Origin of the sequence: Legionella taurinensis (assembly GCF_900452865.1) — a bacterium.
GTDB lineage: Bacteria > Pseudomonadota > Gammaproteobacteria > Legionellales > Legionellaceae > Legionella_C > Legionella_C taurinensis.
In genome coordinates, this window is sequence record NZ_UGOZ01000001.1 from 1,553,487 (window position 1) to 1,568,947 (window position 15,461).

Below are 15,461 nucleotides of genomic sequence, written 5' to 3' on the forward strand. Positions count from 1 at the left end.
GCCTAATGTGAATCATTTACCTCGACGGCACGATCGTGGAAAATAGCAGTTATTTTACCACGTCAAAGAGATTGCAAATGGATGTTGTTGATATCATCGTCAGCCTATCAGCGCTGATTATCCTGGAAATAGTGCTTGGAATCGATAACCTGGTGTTCTTGTCGATTCTGACTGAAAAATTGCCGGCTGAAAAGCGCCGTAAGGCCAGGCGTTGGGGCTTAACGTTTGCCTGGGTTACCCGATTAATGCTCCTGGCTTCTGCTGTGTGGCTGGTTAAATTAACCCGCCCCTTTATTCAAGTGGGCTCGTTTGGGTTTTCAGGCCGTGATTTATTTTTATTCGCTGGAGGCGCGTTTTTAATAGCCAAGGCGACTCAGGAAATTCACCATGAAGTTGGGGAGGAGCCGACGTCAAAAGTGCTTAGCGGCAAGGGTGCGGCCACGTTTAGAGCCGTGGTTATTCAGGTGGCGGTCATGGATATTATTTTTTCACTCGACAGCGTGCTGACGGCCATTGGCTTGACAACGCGCTTCTGGGTGATGGCAACGGCCATTACCTGCGCGATTTTAGTGATGATCTACGCCAGTGAGCCTGTAAGCCGATTTATTGAAAAACACCCCACAGTGAAAATGCTGGCGTTGAGTTTCCTGATTTTAATCGGGATGGTGCTGGTGGCTGACAGCTTTTCTTTCCATATCCCCCGCGCCTATGTTTATTTTGCCATGGCCTTTTCGTTGGGTGTGGAAATGCTCAATTTGCTGCGAGGTGCTCGCCGCAATCGCAAAAAGTCATAGTCTTTCCTCTTCAGCGGCAGGGGAAAGGGCGTGTTGGTATTGGGGTAGAAAAGGAACGCCCCAACCCTCTCCCGCTGGCGGGAGAGGGTTGGGGCACGGTGAAAGCTTGCGGTTATTCGATCTCGATCATTTCAAAATCTTCTTTCCCGGCACCGCAATCCGGACAAAACCAGTTTTCAGGAACTTCTTCCCAGCGGGTTCCGGGCTCGATGCCGTCTTCCGGCCAGCCTTCCGCCTCATCGTAAATAAATCCGCAGATCACGCAGATATAGCGCTTGTATTCTTGCATACCTGTTGCCTCAACTAAAAAGCGGTAATTTAACCACAGTCAAAAACAATGTAAAGTTTATCCGCTTTTTTTTGCCACTCTCCTTAAAAGTGGATACTATAGCTTTTTTTTGGCAATGGAGTCGTCATGAGCTATTCACATGAATTATTTTCACAGGCCCAGGCCGTTATTCCTGGCGGCGTTAATTCACCCGTGCGTGCGTTTAAAGGCGTTGGCGGTGAGCCCATTTTCTTTAAGCAGGGCAAAGGCGCTTACCTGGTGGATGTCGATGACCGCCACTACATTGATTATGTGGGCTCATGGGGGCCTTTAATTCTTGGCCATTGCTTCCCCTCGGTCGTTGATGCCGTTTCGAACGTGCTTCATAACGGCATGAGTTTTGGTGCGCCCACCGAGCTGGAGGTGCGGCTTGCGGAAAAGATCATTCAATTGATGCCAGCCATTGAGAAAGTACGCATGGTGAATTCCGGCACGGAGGCAACCATGACCGCCATCCGTTTAGCCAGAGGGTATACTGGCAAAAACAAAATCATTAAATTTAATGGGTGCTATCATGGTCATAATGACAGCCTACTGGTTAAAGCCGGTTCAGGCTTATTGACGCTTGGAATCCCCGCCACCCCCGGGATTCCGCCAAGCATCACCGAACACACGTTAACGGCTGATTTTAACGATCTTGAACAGACTGCCCGCCTGATGGAGCAATTTTCTGGCGATGTGGCCGCAATTATTCTTGAGCCTGTGGCGGGTAACATGGGCTTCGTCCTGCCAAAACCTGATTTTTTGCAGGGTTTACGCGCGCTGTGTGACACTTATAACACGGTGCTTATTTTTGATGAGGTGATGACCGGATTTCGGGTCGGGTTGGGCGGGGCTCAGCAGGTTTTCAAAATAACCCCGGATTTGACCACGCTGGGTAAAGTCATCGGCGGTGGAATGCCTGTCGGTGCTATCGGTGGTAAAGCGGACATTATGTCGCATTTAGCGCCGCAGGGGCCGGTTTATCAGGCCGGGACTTTATCCGGCAATCCTTTGGCCATGGCCGCGGGTCTTGCCACACTTGAGGAAATCGCCAAACCGGGTTTTTACGAGAAATTAAGCCTGACCACCAGCCAACTCGTTAAAGGCTTGCAGGACATTACCACCGATTTGGGGATCCCGTTCTTTGCAGCCTCATTAGGGGGCATGTTTGGTTTTTGTTTCAATGGCAAACAATCCATCGATAATTACACCGACGTCGCGGCTTCCAATGAAGCGCTGTTTAAACGATTTTTCCATGGCATGCTGCAAAAGGGGATTTATTTTGCTCCTTCCATGTACGAGGCCGGCTTTGTGTCCAGTGCGCACGCAGAAGAGGAACTACGATTGACGCATTTGGCTGCGGAAACCGTGCTGGCTGAGTGCATGAAAACGACTGTTTAAATCGGCCAGCGGTTATACGGAAGCTGTCAAGATGAACGAGCCTTAGGTCTTATTCCTAAGGCTTGTTCAGGATTAAGCTTTTTTTGTCAGTATTTCGGCCACTTTTTGCGACATCAATTGCTCTTCGTCACCGCGAACGACATAGATTGGATGGCCTTGTGAATGAATAGGCCACAGGTGGTTCTGTGTGGTTTGATTCAGCGCCTTGTCGAGATGAAAACCCAGGGGCTTCAGTGATTCCAGCACAGCCTGGCGGATAGGATAGGCATTCTCACCAATGCCGCCGGTAAAAATAAGCGCATCCAGTGCGTCAAGCTGGCTCAGGTAAGCACCGATGGTTTTTTGAATTCGGTACACATACATGTCAATTGCAAGCGTTGCCTCGTTATCCCCCGACTGCGCGCGCGCCAAAATTCGCCGCATGTCATTGTCGTGGGCGATGCCTTTAAGTCCGCTCTTTTTATTGAGCAAATTATCAATTTCCCGGGCAGTGTACCCCTGGTCAAGCAGGTAGAAAATAATGGCCGGATCAAGGTCGCCGCAGCGGGTGCCCATCATGAGACCCGGCAGGGGGGTCATGCCCATGGTGGTGTCAAACGATTGGCCGTTTTTAATTAAACAGGCACTGGCGCCGTTCCCGAGATGCAGGGTAATGAACTGACAGGCACTCAATGGTTTCTGTAAGTGAATCGCCATTTGTCTGGCGACGTACTCATGGTTAATGCCATGGAAGCCATACCGCCTGATGGGGTATTTTCTGGTGAGCTCACTGTCAATGGCATATTGATGCACGTAGGCGGGCATGGTGTGGTGAAAACCGCTGTCAAAAAGAGCGACATGGGTGGCATCGGGGTAAAATTGCTGTGCCAGAAGAATGCCCTGGGCATTCACCGGATTATGAATGGGGGCTAAATTGGCAAGATTTTCAATGGCCTTCAATACCGGGGGGGTAATCACAGTCGGTTCAAAAAAATCAATACCGCCATGGACGACGCGATGGCCTACGCCATGAATGGGATGCTCGTCGAGATCGAGGCGCAGTTGTTCGGCGAGTTCGGAAAAAGCCTGGCGGTGATCGATAAACCGGTGCGTGCTGCTTTGTTTGCCGCGGAATTGATGATGCCATTGGCTGGTGCTTTCACCGATGCCTTCAATTAAGCCGGAGAGAATCACATTGCTGTTGTCATGGTCAACTGCATAGGCCTTGTATTTTATCGAAGAGCTGCCGGCATTAATGGTTAAAATATTCACGCAGAGTCTCCTTCAACCTGAATGGCGGTGACCAGAATGGTGTTGATGATGTCCTGAGGCGTACAGCCGCGGCTTAGATCATTGACTGGTTTGTTTAATCCTAACAGGACCGGGCCGATTGCCAGAGCACCGCTTTCGCGCTGGACGGCTTTGTAGGTATTGTTGCCGGTATTTAAATCAGGAAAAATAAGGACGTTCGCATCCCCGGCCAGGCGGGAATCGGGGAGTTTTTTACGGGCTACCTCGGGATCCACGGCGGCATCGTATTGAATGGGGCCCTCAGCCAATAATTCAGGCTGTTGTTGTTTTACCAGCGCCATGGCTTTGGCCACCTTCTCAACACTGTTGCCTTTGCCTGAACTGCCTGAAGAGTAAGACAGCAGGGCGACTTTCGGTTCAATGCCCAATTGTTTGGCAATATTGACCGCTTGTAAGGCAATCTCCGCCAGAGTAATGCTGTCAGGTTCAGGATTAATGGCGCAATCCCCATAGATGAGCACCCGGGACGGCATGCACATGATGAAGATGGAAGAGACTTTGGTCACACCCAGCTTGGTTTTAATAATTTCCAGGGCTGGCCTGACCGTATCGGCGGTGGTATGCACTGCTCCGGAGACCATGCCATCCGCCTGATTGGTATACACCATCATGGCGGCAAAATAATTGACATCACTCATTCGTTCCAGAGCGATGGGTAAATTGACATTTTTGTGCTTGCGCAACTCATAGTAGGCATGGGCAAATTGCTCACGCTGAAGACTGGTTTCCACATCGATGATCTGGACATTGGGTAAGGTCAGATCCATGCGTTTGGCTAACAGATGAATTTTATCCGGATTACCGAGCAGAGTAATTTTTACCACGTTTCGTTTCAACAAATGGTCTGCTGCAATCAAAATGCGGGGTTCGTCGCCTTCCGGCAGCACAATGTGCCTTTTGGCCTGTTTGGCTCTGCGTATTAATTCGTAAAGAAAAACAGCCGGCGAGAGGCGGTTGGGTAGGGATTGGTGTTGCAACAGGTTGATAACGGGTTCGTATAAAAACGGCTTAAGGGCAATGATGGTGTCGGCAACCTTGCCGGGATTGTCCTGATTTAAGCTGAATTTGGCGGAATAAAGCGTTGTTGCGGTTTCATAGGTTTTGCATTGCGTTAATAACACCGGGAACGGGCGTTCAAGACCGGCGATAATTTCACAAAGCACGCTGCCCGGCATTTCGCCGCCGGTTAACACAATCCCGGCAATTTTAGGGTAATTGGCGGATTGATCGGCCAGCAGCGAGCCCAGCAGAATATCCACCCGATCCGACGGTGTAATGATAAGCATGCCATTGCGATCCAGCCGCGACTCCAGGAAGTTACCCACGGTTTTAGCGGCGATGGTCATCTGTTTTACGGGTCTAAGCAGCTCATCCTTGCCGCAAATGACGTCGGCGTTTAGTTTTTGCGCGACATCCTGGACGGTCGGATTGGCCAGGGCATCAAACTCAGGAATAACAGTGGTTAACGCCAGGTGGCCGAATTCGGCCAGCAACCGTTCCTGATAATCGTTTTCGTCCGCGTGCGCGACGCGGTTAATAATAATGCCGACCAGGTTGGCATGTTGTTTCCGGGCGGCTTCAAGGGTGGTATTCAATAGAGAAAAAGTATGCTCAAGCGTCCGTTCACGGGCGGATACCACCACGATCAAATCACAATTCAGCTGTGAAGCCAGGGTGAGATTGAATTGAAACTCAAACGCATCATTGTCGCTTTCGAAATCGGTTCCTTCAAAATAGCTGATTTTGGTCTTCTCAGTGCATTGAGTGGCTTCAAAAACCTGAGACAGCAAATCGTCGGGCTGATTCCGCATCATCAAAATCCCCTGATTCACATCCATCAGCGGATTCAGTTGGGATTGCGAGAGGTCTTTAAGCAGAGGAATCTGGGAATTATCCGCCTCAGAAAAGAGTTTGTAGCAACGTAGATCGGGGCATTGCTCCTTGAGGCTTGCCAGGAGCCCAAGGGAAACAAACGATTTGCCGCACCGTTTTTCGATGCCAGTAAAATAGATTTTTCTCTGCATAATCAAATCCGGATTGATTTCAATCACTATAACGACAATTTAATTTTTACATCAAGTTGTTGCTAAAAACAGAGGGCATTTTACGCTACTTTTCGTGCCAAATACATTCTTTTTGAATTATATATGAGCACAGTGTCACCCATGGTGAAGTTAATTTACTTTTGCGTCACAGTGATAATAATTTGTAAAGAAAAAGACCCCAATGGTAAGAAGATTATCTTTATTGTAAAACGGCGTAGACAGTCAAAAAATTGCATGGCATAGTCGACTTGGTTTGACTAAAAAAAGGAAGGCATTAATGTCGATTACGGATAGTAATAAATCAGCATGGAATAATTTACCGGATGGGATTGTTGCATTGTTTTTTATTCAGATCTTTTCGACTTTAAGCTTTAGCGTACTCTATTCAACCCTGGTGCTGTACATTACGGGCAAGCTCGGGTTGTCTCCGCGCCTGGCCAATAGCATTACCGGAGTATTTGTCGCCTTCAACTATGCGTTACATCTGCTTGGCGGGTATTGGGGTGGGCGTTTCTTTTCTTATCGCTCCCTGTTCAGCCTGGGGATGATTGCACAAATCATCGGCTGCATTCTGCTTGCCACGGTCAATCAGGATTTTCTCTATGTCGGCCTCGCGGCCTTCTTAACCGGTTGTGGCCTCAACGTCACGTGCATTAACTGCATGTTGACTCAGCGCTTTAAACCCGCTGATACCCGCCGTGAATCCGCGTTTTTATTCAATTATGCGGGTATGAACATCGGCTTTTTTATCGGTTTCAGCTTAAGCGGGTATTTTCAACTCTCTCACAATTACCAGCGTTTATTCTTGTTAAGCTGTCTGGGTAATTTGCTGGCCCTGCTCATCTGCCTTTATTATTGGCATACCCTGTCTGACAACAACTCACCCTACAGTCGTCTCGATAAACCGGCACGGCGGCGGGCTTCGTTGATGGGTATTGTGATGGTATTAGTGCTGCCTCTGGTGTTAAGCCAGCTTCTGCACTACGCGGAATTTGCCAATAAACTGGTGCTGGTCACCGGTGTTGCCATGTTAATCCTTGCCTGTGTCCTCGCGCGCCAGCAAAGCACGCAGAAAGCACGGGAAAAAATCCATGCGTTTGCGCTGCTCATGGTGGTGGGAACCGTCTTCTGGATGCTGTTTCAGATAGGTCCCATGGGGCTGACCCATTTCATTGCCCACAACGTGCAGCGTGACTGGATGCTAATGACCATTCCGCCGCAGTGGTTTCAAAACATCAATACGATCTGCATTGTGGTAGGCGGACCTTTGATGAGTTTAGCCTTAAATCGGCTGCGCGCCCGTGGAGTCAATGTCAATATCCCCACTCAATTTGCGCTGGCATTGCTGCTGATTGGATTGGCGTTTGTGCTGCTGCCGGCAGGAATCGCTAGAGCCGCTCAGGATGGCCTGGTGTCGCCTGGCTGGGTGGTTTTAAGTTTTGTATTGCAAAGTGTGGGTGAGTTGTTAATATCGCCTGTCGGCTATGCCATGATCGGTGCATTGGCCCCAAGCTCCCTTCAGGGCGGCATGATGGGGATGTGGATGCTGACCTCTGGTGTGGGCGCGACGCTGTCAAGTTATAGCTCCAACTGGATGACTGCGGGAATGGACAGCACCGATCCCGTGCTAACCAATGCGGGGTATAGCCATGTGTTCCTCTGCCTTGGCCTTTTTGCCATCGCGTCGGGGATCGTCCTGTTCATTCTCGTTCCGGTTCTTAAACGCTGGATGAGCGAGGAGCCTTCTGTGGCGCTGGAAAAAGGCAATTACGCAACAATTTAACCGAGGGTGGTTTGAGTAGTCCCTTTACTGTAATTCAGACGGCAGACCTGGAGTGGCGTGAAGGTCTGCCTTATTCGCCTGCATTTGATGATGTGTATTTTTCCCGCGAAGACGGTTTTGCGGAAAAGCAGTACGTTTTCATCGAAGGCAACCGCCTCAGAGAGCGTTTAACCCGTCTGCATGAGCAGGAGAATCCCCGGTTTACTATTGCCGAAACGGGGTTTGGTACGGGCCTTAATTTCCTGTTAACCTGGCAATTCTGGCAAAATCACGCCCCCGAAAACGCGCGTTTATTCTATTTCAGTTGTGAAAAATTTCCGTTAAAGAAAGATGATTTAGCGGCGTGCCTGCAATTATGGCCGCCCCTGCAAGCGTGTTCACAGCAACTTCTTGACGAATATCCCGTTCTGACGCCGGGGTTTCATCGCTTGACCTTTGAGCAGGGACGCATTCATTTAATCCTGATGCTGGGTGAGGCTCAACACTGTTTTGATGAATTACTCCTGTCAGGCGACAAGGAATTGGATCGGGTCTTTTCCCATACCGCCGTGGACGCCTGGTATCTCGATGGTTTTTCACCCTGTAAAAACGAACGCATGTGGACCCACTCCCTGTTTCAAACCATGGCACTGCTATCCCGGCCGGGCACGACAGTGGCCACCTATTCTGCCGCCGCTCAGGTTAAAACAGGACTTGAGGCTTCGGGCTTTATCCTGACGAAAAAAGCAGGCTACGGCAAAAAGCGCCACATGCTCACCGCTGAACTGTCAGAGGCAAGGCAATCCAAACGCAGGCGGCAGACGCCCTGGTTTTATACACCAGGTATCACGGGTCAAAAGAAAGCCATCATTGTCGGCGCAGGCCTGGCTGGGTGTTTCTGCGCTCATGCGTTAAGCCGGCGGGGCTGGCAGGTTCAATTGTTTGACGAGGCGCCGCAGGCGGCGGCCGGGGCATCGGGCAATGAGCGTGCCGTCGTGTACCCTAGACTGTCAGCCTACCGCTCACCCTTAACCGAATTCATGCTTGCGGCTTTTCTCTATGCGCAGGCTTTTTATAAACGGGTAGTCGGGCGGGCGATTGAAGGGGACATGCAGGGTATTTTGCAATTGGCCTGCACTCCCCGGGAATTAAACGCGCAGCAGAGCATGCAGGATTGGCTGCTTGCCTACCCGCAATTGGCAAGGCCGATGTCAGCGGCAGCGGCTTCTGAACTGGCAGGACTCAGCGTGGCGTTTTCCGGTCTGTACATCCCGCTCTCGGGATGGCTTAACAGCCGTGAATTATGCCATTACCTGTTGCAGCAATCGCCGCAGGTGCAGTGGTTTGGACAGACGACAGTCACTGACCTACAGGCTGAGGGCGGTCAGTGGTATGTCAATGGCCAGAAGGGGGATGTTGTCATTATTACGTCGGGTTTTCGAGCCAATCAATTCGCCCAGACTGCGGGTTTGCCCATCAAACCCATTGGCGGACAAATCAGTTTCGTGCAGGCCGAGAAGGAGAGTGCCAGACTGACATTACCCTTGTGTGGCGAGGGGCATGTGCTTCCGGCGAAAAACAATCTGCACGCCTTAGGCGCCACCTATCATTTAAACCAGCAACGCGTCCTTTGCCGCTCTGAAGATGATTGGGTCAATGTGCAGAAAATCAGTCCCATGGCTTCCGAGCTTCAATTTCATCGTGACGCTGTTGCCAGCAGCTGGGCAGGTGTCAGAGGCGCAACGCCGGATTACCTTCCTCTGGTCGGTGCAGTCCCGGTTGAAGAGCGTTTTTTAGAGTGCTATGCGGACTTGAACAGCCATGCCGAACGCTGGATTAAGGGGCCGCCCCCGGTGTATCCTGGACTGTATGTCTGCGCTGGTTTTGGTTCGCGGGGATTAACGACTATTCCCCTCAGTGCCGAATGGCTTGCCGGGCAAATCAGTGGCGAGCCTGGTTTTATGTCAAGAAGCATGATGAAAGCCGTTTCGCCGTCACGCTTTTTATTACGGCGAATTATTCGTTCCCGTCAGGTGCAGGCAGACGAATAATGGATTACGGTCTAATAAATTCTTGCAATGAATCCGTCAGGTGGCTACTCTTGCCATCCTTGTTTTAATTAAGAGGTCTGCTATGCAAAGTATGGAAATTTTCCAGATCGATGCGTTTACTGATAAAGTCTTCCATGGCAATCCCGCCGCGGTATGCCTGTTGAGCGAATGGCTGAATGACGAACTGATGCAGGCCATAGCGGTTGAAAATAATTTGTCAGAAACCGCTTTCGTTATCCGCGATCACGAAGGGTTCCGTATCCGCTGGTTTACGCCCCGGGGTGAAATCAGTTTGTGCGGACACGCCACGCTGGCCGCTGGATTTGCCCTGTTTGAGCTGGGATACGCCGATGGGGAACACATTGAGTTCAAAAGTTTAAGCGGTTTGCTCAGTGTACGCAAACGGGGTAATCGCTATGTCCTGGATTTTCCAAGGCTCCATTACAAAGCCTTTGATAAACCGGCCTTGCTGCTTGCCCTGGTGGACGAGCCGCTGCTGGAAATGTATGAAAGTGACCTTGATTACCTGGCTGTCCTTGACAACGAGGCGCAGGTGCTAAAGGCGTCCGTGAATCTGACTGAACTTGTCAAATTGCCTAAAAGAGGATTGATTCTCACCGCGCCGGGCGTGGAGGTGGATTTTTATTCCCGCTGCTTTTATCCAAAACACAACATTCCGGAAGATCCAGTCACCGGTTCTGCCCATTGCGTATTGACCCCCTTCTGGACTGAACGTTTGCAAAAACAAAGCCTTAAGGCGGTGCAGGGCTCATTTCGCAAAGGGGAATTGAGCTGTGAAATGCAGAATGAGCGAGTCTATATTTCCGGAAACTGCCGCTGGTATTCCAAAGGGCAATTGGTTATTTAGTGCTCGATGGGTTTTAATCGAGCGGCTGCCATGACGCCGGCTCAATTGTGAAAATTTTTTTTCTCTCCTTTGGCAAGTCATCCCTATTTGAGCTATTCTGAGATCACTTAAGGTATTCTTAAGTAATCTTAGATCAACTTTAACAAGGACAGTAATAATGAACGCTTGGAATAGTGTAATTTTTATGAAATCAAATAAGCCTTGGTCCGATTTAAGTTCCATGATGAAATGGGATGGTGTTGAGAAAATGTGGTCTACCACGGGTGACTGGGACTGGTGCATCAAACTGGATAAAAATTCCTCAACCCCTGAAAAAACAGAAGCCTTCGTCAACCGCATGCGCGAAGGCAACTGGGCAACTGACACCAAAACTCACTGGTGGAAAGAACTCTCTGCCAAATAAGCCTCAGGCCCGGAGTATCCTCCGGGCTTCTCCCTCCCTCCGGCCGTCTTCACAGGAAATCCGACGATTTTTCAATAACCTGATTGTTGCCATCCATCTCCCATCGTGATAAAAAAGCGAATTGGATGTTTAGGGAGAACAACGTGTCGTCATGTCCTTCAGGGAGACAGTTTCGAAAACTAGTCAGGGAACAAGCGCCTTTGCAGGTAATGGGAACCATCAATGCCTATAGTGCCATGCTGGCGAAGCAGGCTGGGTGTCAGGCCATCTATCTTTCCGGTGCCGGGGTGGCCAATGCCTCTTATGGTCTGCCCGATTTGGGAATGACCAACTTAAGCGAAGTGCTTGATGATGCACGCCGTATTACCGATGCCTGCGATTTGCCGCTACTGGTTGATGTAGATACCGGCTGGGGGCATGCTTTCAATATTGCCAGAACAGTCAAACTGATGGAAAAAACCGGCGTTGCCGCCATTCATATCGAAGACCAGGTTCTTGCCAAGCGCTGCGGCCATCGACCCAATAAAGCCATTGTTTCCCAGCAGGAAATGGCGGATCGAATTAAAGCCGCTGTTGATGCGCGTCGCAGTGATGATTTTGTCATCATGGCGCGGACGGATGCCTATGCTGTCGAAGGGATGGCGGCGGCGGTCGACAGGGCGCTGCGTTGTGTGGAACTCGGTGCGGACATGATTTTTCCTGAAGCCATGACCCAACTGGAAGAATACCGTGAATTTGCTGAGCAGGTGAAAGTGCCTGTGTTGGCCAACATCACCGAATTTGGTAAAACTCCCTTGTTTACGCGTCAGGAATTGGCGGATGCCGGGGTAGGTCTAATTCTTTACCCCTTAAGCGCGTTTCGTGCCATGGCTTACGCGGCGTTAAAAGTCTACACGACCGTGGTGCAGGAAGGGACACAGCGTGATTTGCTGGATATCATGCAGACGCGTAGCGATCTGTATGATGTTCTGGGCTATCACGATTATGAAAAAAAACTGGATGAATTAATGGAGGGAGAGCATGGTCAATAGTACAGCCGGTCTGGAAGGAGTGATTGCGGGCCAATCGGCTATCGCGACTGTGGGACATGAGGGCGCAGGATTGAATTATCGCGGCTATTCTATTGATGATTTAGCCGCCCATGCCACGTTTGAAGAAGTGGCTTACCTGCTGCACTACGGCCATTTGCCGACACGTAATGAGCTGACCCGTTACACTCAAAAGCTGACCGGCTTAAGGGAAATCCCCGGCACGTTAAAAACAGTATTGAAGCTGATACCGAAAGACACTCACCCCATGGATGTGTTAAGAACGGCCTGCTCCATGCTCGGCACGCTGGAACCTGAGCATGATTTTAAACAGCAGTATGATATCGCTGACCGTTTGCTGGCCCTGTTTCCGGGGATCATGTGTTATTGGTATGCCTGGCATTTCAAAGGCAAGGAAATTTCCGAATACAGCGACGAAGACACCATTGGCGGTCATTTTATCGCCCTTCTTCATGGGCGGAAGCCGTCCACGCTTGAGCGCGACATGATGAATGTCTCGCTGATTCTGTATGCGGAGCATGAGTTTAATGCGTCAACCTTTGCGGCCAGAGTCACGGCGGCGACTTTATCTGACTTTTATTCGGCCATTACCACAGCCATCGGCACCTTAAGAGGGCCCTTGCATGGTGGCGCCAATGAAGCGGCCATGGAACTGCTGAGCCAGTTTCGTGATCCGGATGAAGCAGAAGAAAAATTAATGACCATGCTGGCTCAAAAAGCCAAAATCATGGGGTTTGGCCATCGGGTATATAAAGACTGCGATCCGCGTTCCGACATCATCAAATCCTGGTCCAAAAAACTCGCCATGGCGAAAAATGACACGCCATTGTTCACCATTTCCGAGCGCGTCGAGGCCGTCATGCGGCGTGAGAAAAAATTATTCCCCAATCTGGATTTCTACAGTGCATCGGCTTACCACTACGTGGATGTTCCGACGCCACTGTTTACACCCATTTTCGTGATGTCACGGATTACTGGCTGGTCTGCGCATGTTTTTGAACAACGTGCGGATAATCGGTTAATCCGACCCACGTCCGAATACACGGGGCCAGAACCACGGGCCTATGTAGCCATTGAAGCAAGAGGATAATATGCATTCGTATGTTGAAGACAATGTAAAACCCGATTATGACAAGGTAATCAGTGACATTGCAGATTACGTGTTAAACCATGAAATCAAGAGTCCGAAGGCTTATGAAACGGCCCGTTTGTGCCTCATGGATACCTTAGGTTGCGGCATGCTGGCTTTAAATTTTCCAGAATGCACCAAATTGCTTGGCCCTGTTGTACCGGGCGCCATACTGCCCGGCGGGGCGCGTGTCCCGGGCACAGGGTACGAGCTTGATCCCGTGCAGGCCGCTTTTAACATTGGCGCCATGATCCGCTGGCTGGATTTTAATGACACCTGGCTTGCAGCCGAGTGGGGCCATCCCTCGGATAATCTGGGCGCCATTCTGGCAGTAGCCGACTACATCAGCCGTCAGAATATAAAAAACAACCAGCCGCCGCTGTCCATGCACACCGTCTTGACCGCCATGATCAAGGCTCATGAAATACAGGGTTGTCTGGCTTTGGAGAACAGCTTTAACCGTGTTGGTCTTGACCATGTCATTCTGGTTAAAGTCGCAAGCAGTGCGGTGGCGGCTTTATTGCTGGGTGCTGACAGGGATCAACTGATGCGTACCTTGTCGCAGGTATTCGTGGATGGCCAAAGCTTAAGAACTTATCGCCATGCACCCAATGCCGGTTCCCGCAAATCCTGGGCGGCCGGCGATGCCACTTCCAGAGCCGTTCGTCTTGCGCTCATGACTGCAAGTGGCGAAATGGGTTATCCCAGTGCGCTTTCGGCGCCCAAGTGGGGTTTTTACGACGTGCTGTTTGATGGGAAGCCGTTTAAATTCCAAAGACCGTACGGATCGTATGTGATGGAAAATGTGCTGTTTAAATTATCCTATCCTGCCGAATTTCATGCCCAAACGGCGGTGGAGTGTGCGGTACAGCTGCATGGCCAAATTAAAAACCGCCTTGCTGAAATAAGCCGCATCGAACTGGTGACGCATGAGTCGGCTATCCGCATTATCAGCAAACAGGGTGCGTTGCACAATCCGGCCGATCGTGATCACTGCCTGCAGTACATGGTGGCAGTTGCTTTATTGCATGGCGACTTGAAAGCAGAGCACTATGAAGACGACGTGGCCTCCGATCCTCGGATTGATGCCTTGCGTGCTAAAATGCAAGTCACTGAAAATGCGCATTTTTCTCAAGACTACCATGATCCGGAAAAGCGTTCGATAGCCAATAGCATGCGTATTCATTTCAACGATGGCAGTCAAAGCGATTTAATCACGGTCGAGTACCCCATCGGTCATCAACGCCGTCGTGAAGAGGGGATTCCGGTGTTGATGGATAAGTTTATCCGTAATATCAACACCCGTTTTTCGGACGAACGATGCGATGAAATACTGAAAGCCATGAATGACACCAATACCCTGAGCGCTATGCCGGTGACTGACTTCATGACACTTTGGCAAGCCTAAAGCGATTGTCACGGTGTGATCCAATCCGGGGTGGGCTTGTCAGGCCAAACCCGGATTGTTCTTTCCGGGTTGCCTGGTTATCAGATTGATTCAATTGAACCCGACAGCGTCATCAAGGCAGGTGAGACTTAAAATTTCCGCTTGATTCCAGCGATGGCCAATACTTTGGTCGCTATTTCCTCAATGGAGAAACGGGTGGAGTTGAGGTAGGGGATGTTTTCACGTCGATACATGGCTTCGACTTCAGCGACCTCAAGCCGGCACTGTTCCGCCGAAGCGTATTTGCTGTTAGGACGCCTCTCAGTACGAATATGCTGCAAACGCTCGGCATCGATGGTTAAACCGAATAATTTGCTCTTGTACGGGCGCAGGCTATCCGGTAAGCGAAAACTGGACAAGTCTTCTTCAGTAAATGGGTAGTTTGCGGCCAGAACACCAAAATGCAGGGCCATGTACAGGCAACTGGGTGTTTTACCGCAACGAGAAACGCCGATGAGAATAATGTCGGCTTGATCGTACCCGCGAATTTTTACCCCATCATCGTGTGCCAGCGCATAATCAATGGCTTCAATACGGTGCGTGTAGGATTGGGTGTTGGCGACCCCATGCGCACGGCCAACCGTATAGGATGATTTGGAATTGAGTTCTTTTTCCAGGGGACCAAGGAAAGTATTGAATAAATCATAAACACAGGCATGGGCCTGTTTAATGGTTTTGGCAATTTCACTGTTGATGAGGGTCATGAACACAAGCGGCTTAGCCCCGGTTTCTTCAAAACGTTGATTAATTTCCAGTACCACCGCTTCGGCTTTTTCGATGGTATCGACATACGGAACCGTTCGTTTTTCAAATGGGATATTGCCAAACTGGGTCATCAGGCTATTGCCCAGGTTTTCAGCGGTAATACCCGTCCCGTCGGAAATCATAAACACATGTCGCATCAAAAATCCT

At 50.2% G+C, this 15,461-nt stretch carries 13 protein-coding genes; 9 read left to right on the forward strand and 4 right to left on the reverse strand.

Annotated elements, in window-relative coordinates:
• Positions 1-77: 77 nt before the first annotated feature.
• On the forward strand, positions 78-794 hold the full coding sequence (locus tag DYE45_RS07235) for a TerC family protein (protein WP_108291651.1): 717 nt from the start codon (positions 78-80) through the stop codon (positions 792-794).
• Positions 795-906: 112 nt separating this feature from the next.
• Here DYE45_RS07235 and DYE45_RS07240 read toward each other — a convergent pair whose 3' ends face one another.
• Positions 907-1,083, reverse strand: coding sequence for a rubredoxin (locus DYE45_RS07240; protein ID WP_058530208.1), 177 nt, complete (start codon positions 1,081-1,083; stop codon positions 907-909).
• Positions 1,084-1,209: 126 nt separating this feature from the next.
• On the opposite strand from DYE45_RS07240, the gene hemL reads away from it, so the two are divergent.
• Positions 1,210-2,505, forward strand: a complete 1,296-nt coding sequence (gene hemL / locus DYE45_RS07245; RefSeq protein ID WP_115300684.1) for a glutamate-1-semialdehyde 2,1-aminomutase — start codon at positions 1,210-1,212, stop codon at positions 2,503-2,505.
• Positions 2,506-2,577: 72 nt separating this feature from the next.
• Here hemL and DYE45_RS07250 read toward each other — a convergent pair whose 3' ends face one another.
• A complete protein-coding gene (locus DYE45_RS07250; RefSeq protein WP_115300685.1) occupies positions 2,578-3,756 on the reverse strand; it encodes an acetate/propionate family kinase in 1,179 nt (392 codons plus the stop codon).
• Entirely contained in the window at positions 3,753-5,819 is a 2,067-nt protein-coding gene (gene pta, locus DYE45_RS07255) for a phosphate acetyltransferase (protein ID WP_133138146.1), read from the reverse strand. The genes DYE45_RS07250 and pta overlap by 4 nt, the downstream gene beginning before the upstream one ends.
• Before the next feature lie 298 nt (positions 5,820-6,117).
• Here pta and DYE45_RS07260 point away from each other — a divergent pair, with 298 nt between their 5' ends.
• The 7 genes from DYE45_RS07260 (at position 6,118) to DYE45_RS07290 (ending at position 14,510) form a co-directional block, all read left to right on the forward strand.
• Positions 6,118-7,623, forward strand: coding sequence for a peptide MFS transporter (locus DYE45_RS07260; protein ID WP_108291643.1), 1,506 nt, complete (start codon positions 6,118-6,120; stop codon positions 7,621-7,623).
• 11 nt (positions 7,624-7,634) lie between these two features.
• Complete coding sequence (mnmC, locus tag DYE45_RS07265; RefSeq protein ID WP_160160696.1) at positions 7,635-9,653, forward strand: bifunctional tRNA (5-methylaminomethyl-2-thiouridine)(34)-methyltransferase MnmC2/FAD-dependent 5-carboxymethylaminomethyl-2-thiouridine(34) oxidoreductase MnmC1; 2,019 nt, start codon at positions 7,635-7,637, stop codon at positions 9,651-9,653.
• An 82-nt stretch (positions 9,654-9,735) separates the two neighbouring features.
• Positions 9,736-10,521, forward strand: a complete 786-nt coding sequence (locus DYE45_RS07270) for a PhzF family phenazine biosynthesis protein (protein WP_108291639.1) — start codon at positions 9,736-9,738, stop codon at positions 10,519-10,521.
• 157 nt (positions 10,522-10,678) lie between these two features.
• Positions 10,679-10,924, forward strand: a complete 246-nt coding sequence (locus DYE45_RS07275; RefSeq protein WP_058526261.1) for a hypothetical protein — start codon at positions 10,679-10,681, stop codon at positions 10,922-10,924.
• Positions 10,925-11,067: 143 nt separating this feature from the next.
• Positions 11,068-11,955, forward strand: coding sequence for a methylisocitrate lyase (gene prpB, locus DYE45_RS07280; protein WP_207393852.1), 888 nt, complete (start codon positions 11,068-11,070; stop codon positions 11,953-11,955).
• Positions 11,945-13,063: a bifunctional 2-methylcitrate synthase/citrate synthase gene (gene prpC, locus DYE45_RS07285; RefSeq protein WP_108291635.1), complete on the forward strand. Its 1,119-nt coding sequence runs from the start codon at positions 11,945-11,947 to the stop codon at positions 13,061-13,063. The genes prpB and prpC overlap by 11 nt, the downstream gene beginning before the upstream one ends.
• 1 nt (position 13,064) lies before the next feature.
• Positions 13,065-14,510: a bifunctional 2-methylcitrate dehydratase/aconitate hydratase gene (locus tag DYE45_RS07290; RefSeq protein WP_108291633.1), complete on the forward strand. Its 1,446-nt coding sequence runs from the start codon at positions 13,065-13,067 to the stop codon at positions 14,508-14,510.
• 128 nt (positions 14,511-14,638) lie between these two features.
• Here the strand turns inward: DYE45_RS07290 and ppsR are convergent, their stop codons facing one another.
• Positions 14,639-15,454, reverse strand: a complete 816-nt coding sequence (ppsR, locus tag DYE45_RS07295) for a posphoenolpyruvate synthetase regulatory kinase/phosphorylase PpsR (protein ID WP_108291631.1) — start codon at positions 15,452-15,454, stop codon at positions 14,639-14,641.
• Between the last annotated feature and the right edge of the window lie 7 nt (positions 15,455-15,461).

Excerpts from the sequence above, each read along its gene's own strand:
- DYE45_RS07290 (WP_108291633.1), top strand. The coding sequence starts at position 13,065 with ATGCATTCGTATGTTGAAGACAATGTAAAACCCGATTATGACAAGGTA.
- DYE45_RS07235 (WP_108291651.1), top strand. The coding sequence starts at position 78 with ATGGATGTTGTTGATATCATCGTCAGCCTATCAGCGCTGATTATCCTG.
- DYE45_RS07270 (WP_108291639.1), top strand. The coding sequence starts at position 9,736 with ATGCAAAGTATGGAAATTTTCCAGATCGATGCGTTTACTGATAAAGTC.
- DYE45_RS07260 (WP_108291643.1), top strand. The coding sequence starts at position 6,118 with ATGTCGATTACGGATAGTAATAAATCAGCATGGAATAATTTACCGGAT.
- prpC (WP_108291635.1), top strand. The coding sequence starts at position 11,945 with ATGGTCAATAGTACAGCCGGTCTGGAAGGAGTGATTGCGGGCCAATCG.
- pta (WP_133138146.1), bottom strand. The coding sequence starts at position 5,819 with ATGCAGAGAAAAATCTATTTTACTGGCATCGAAAAACGGTGCGGCAAA.
- DYE45_RS07275 (WP_058526261.1), top strand. The coding sequence starts at position 10,679 with ATGAACGCTTGGAATAGTGTAATTTTTATGAAATCAAATAAGCCTTGG.
- DYE45_RS07240 (WP_058530208.1), bottom strand. The coding sequence starts at position 1,083 with ATGCAAGAATACAAGCGCTATATCTGCGTGATCTGCGGATTTATTTAC.
- hemL (WP_115300684.1), top strand. The coding sequence starts at position 1,210 with ATGAGCTATTCACATGAATTATTTTCACAGGCCCAGGCCGTTATTCCT.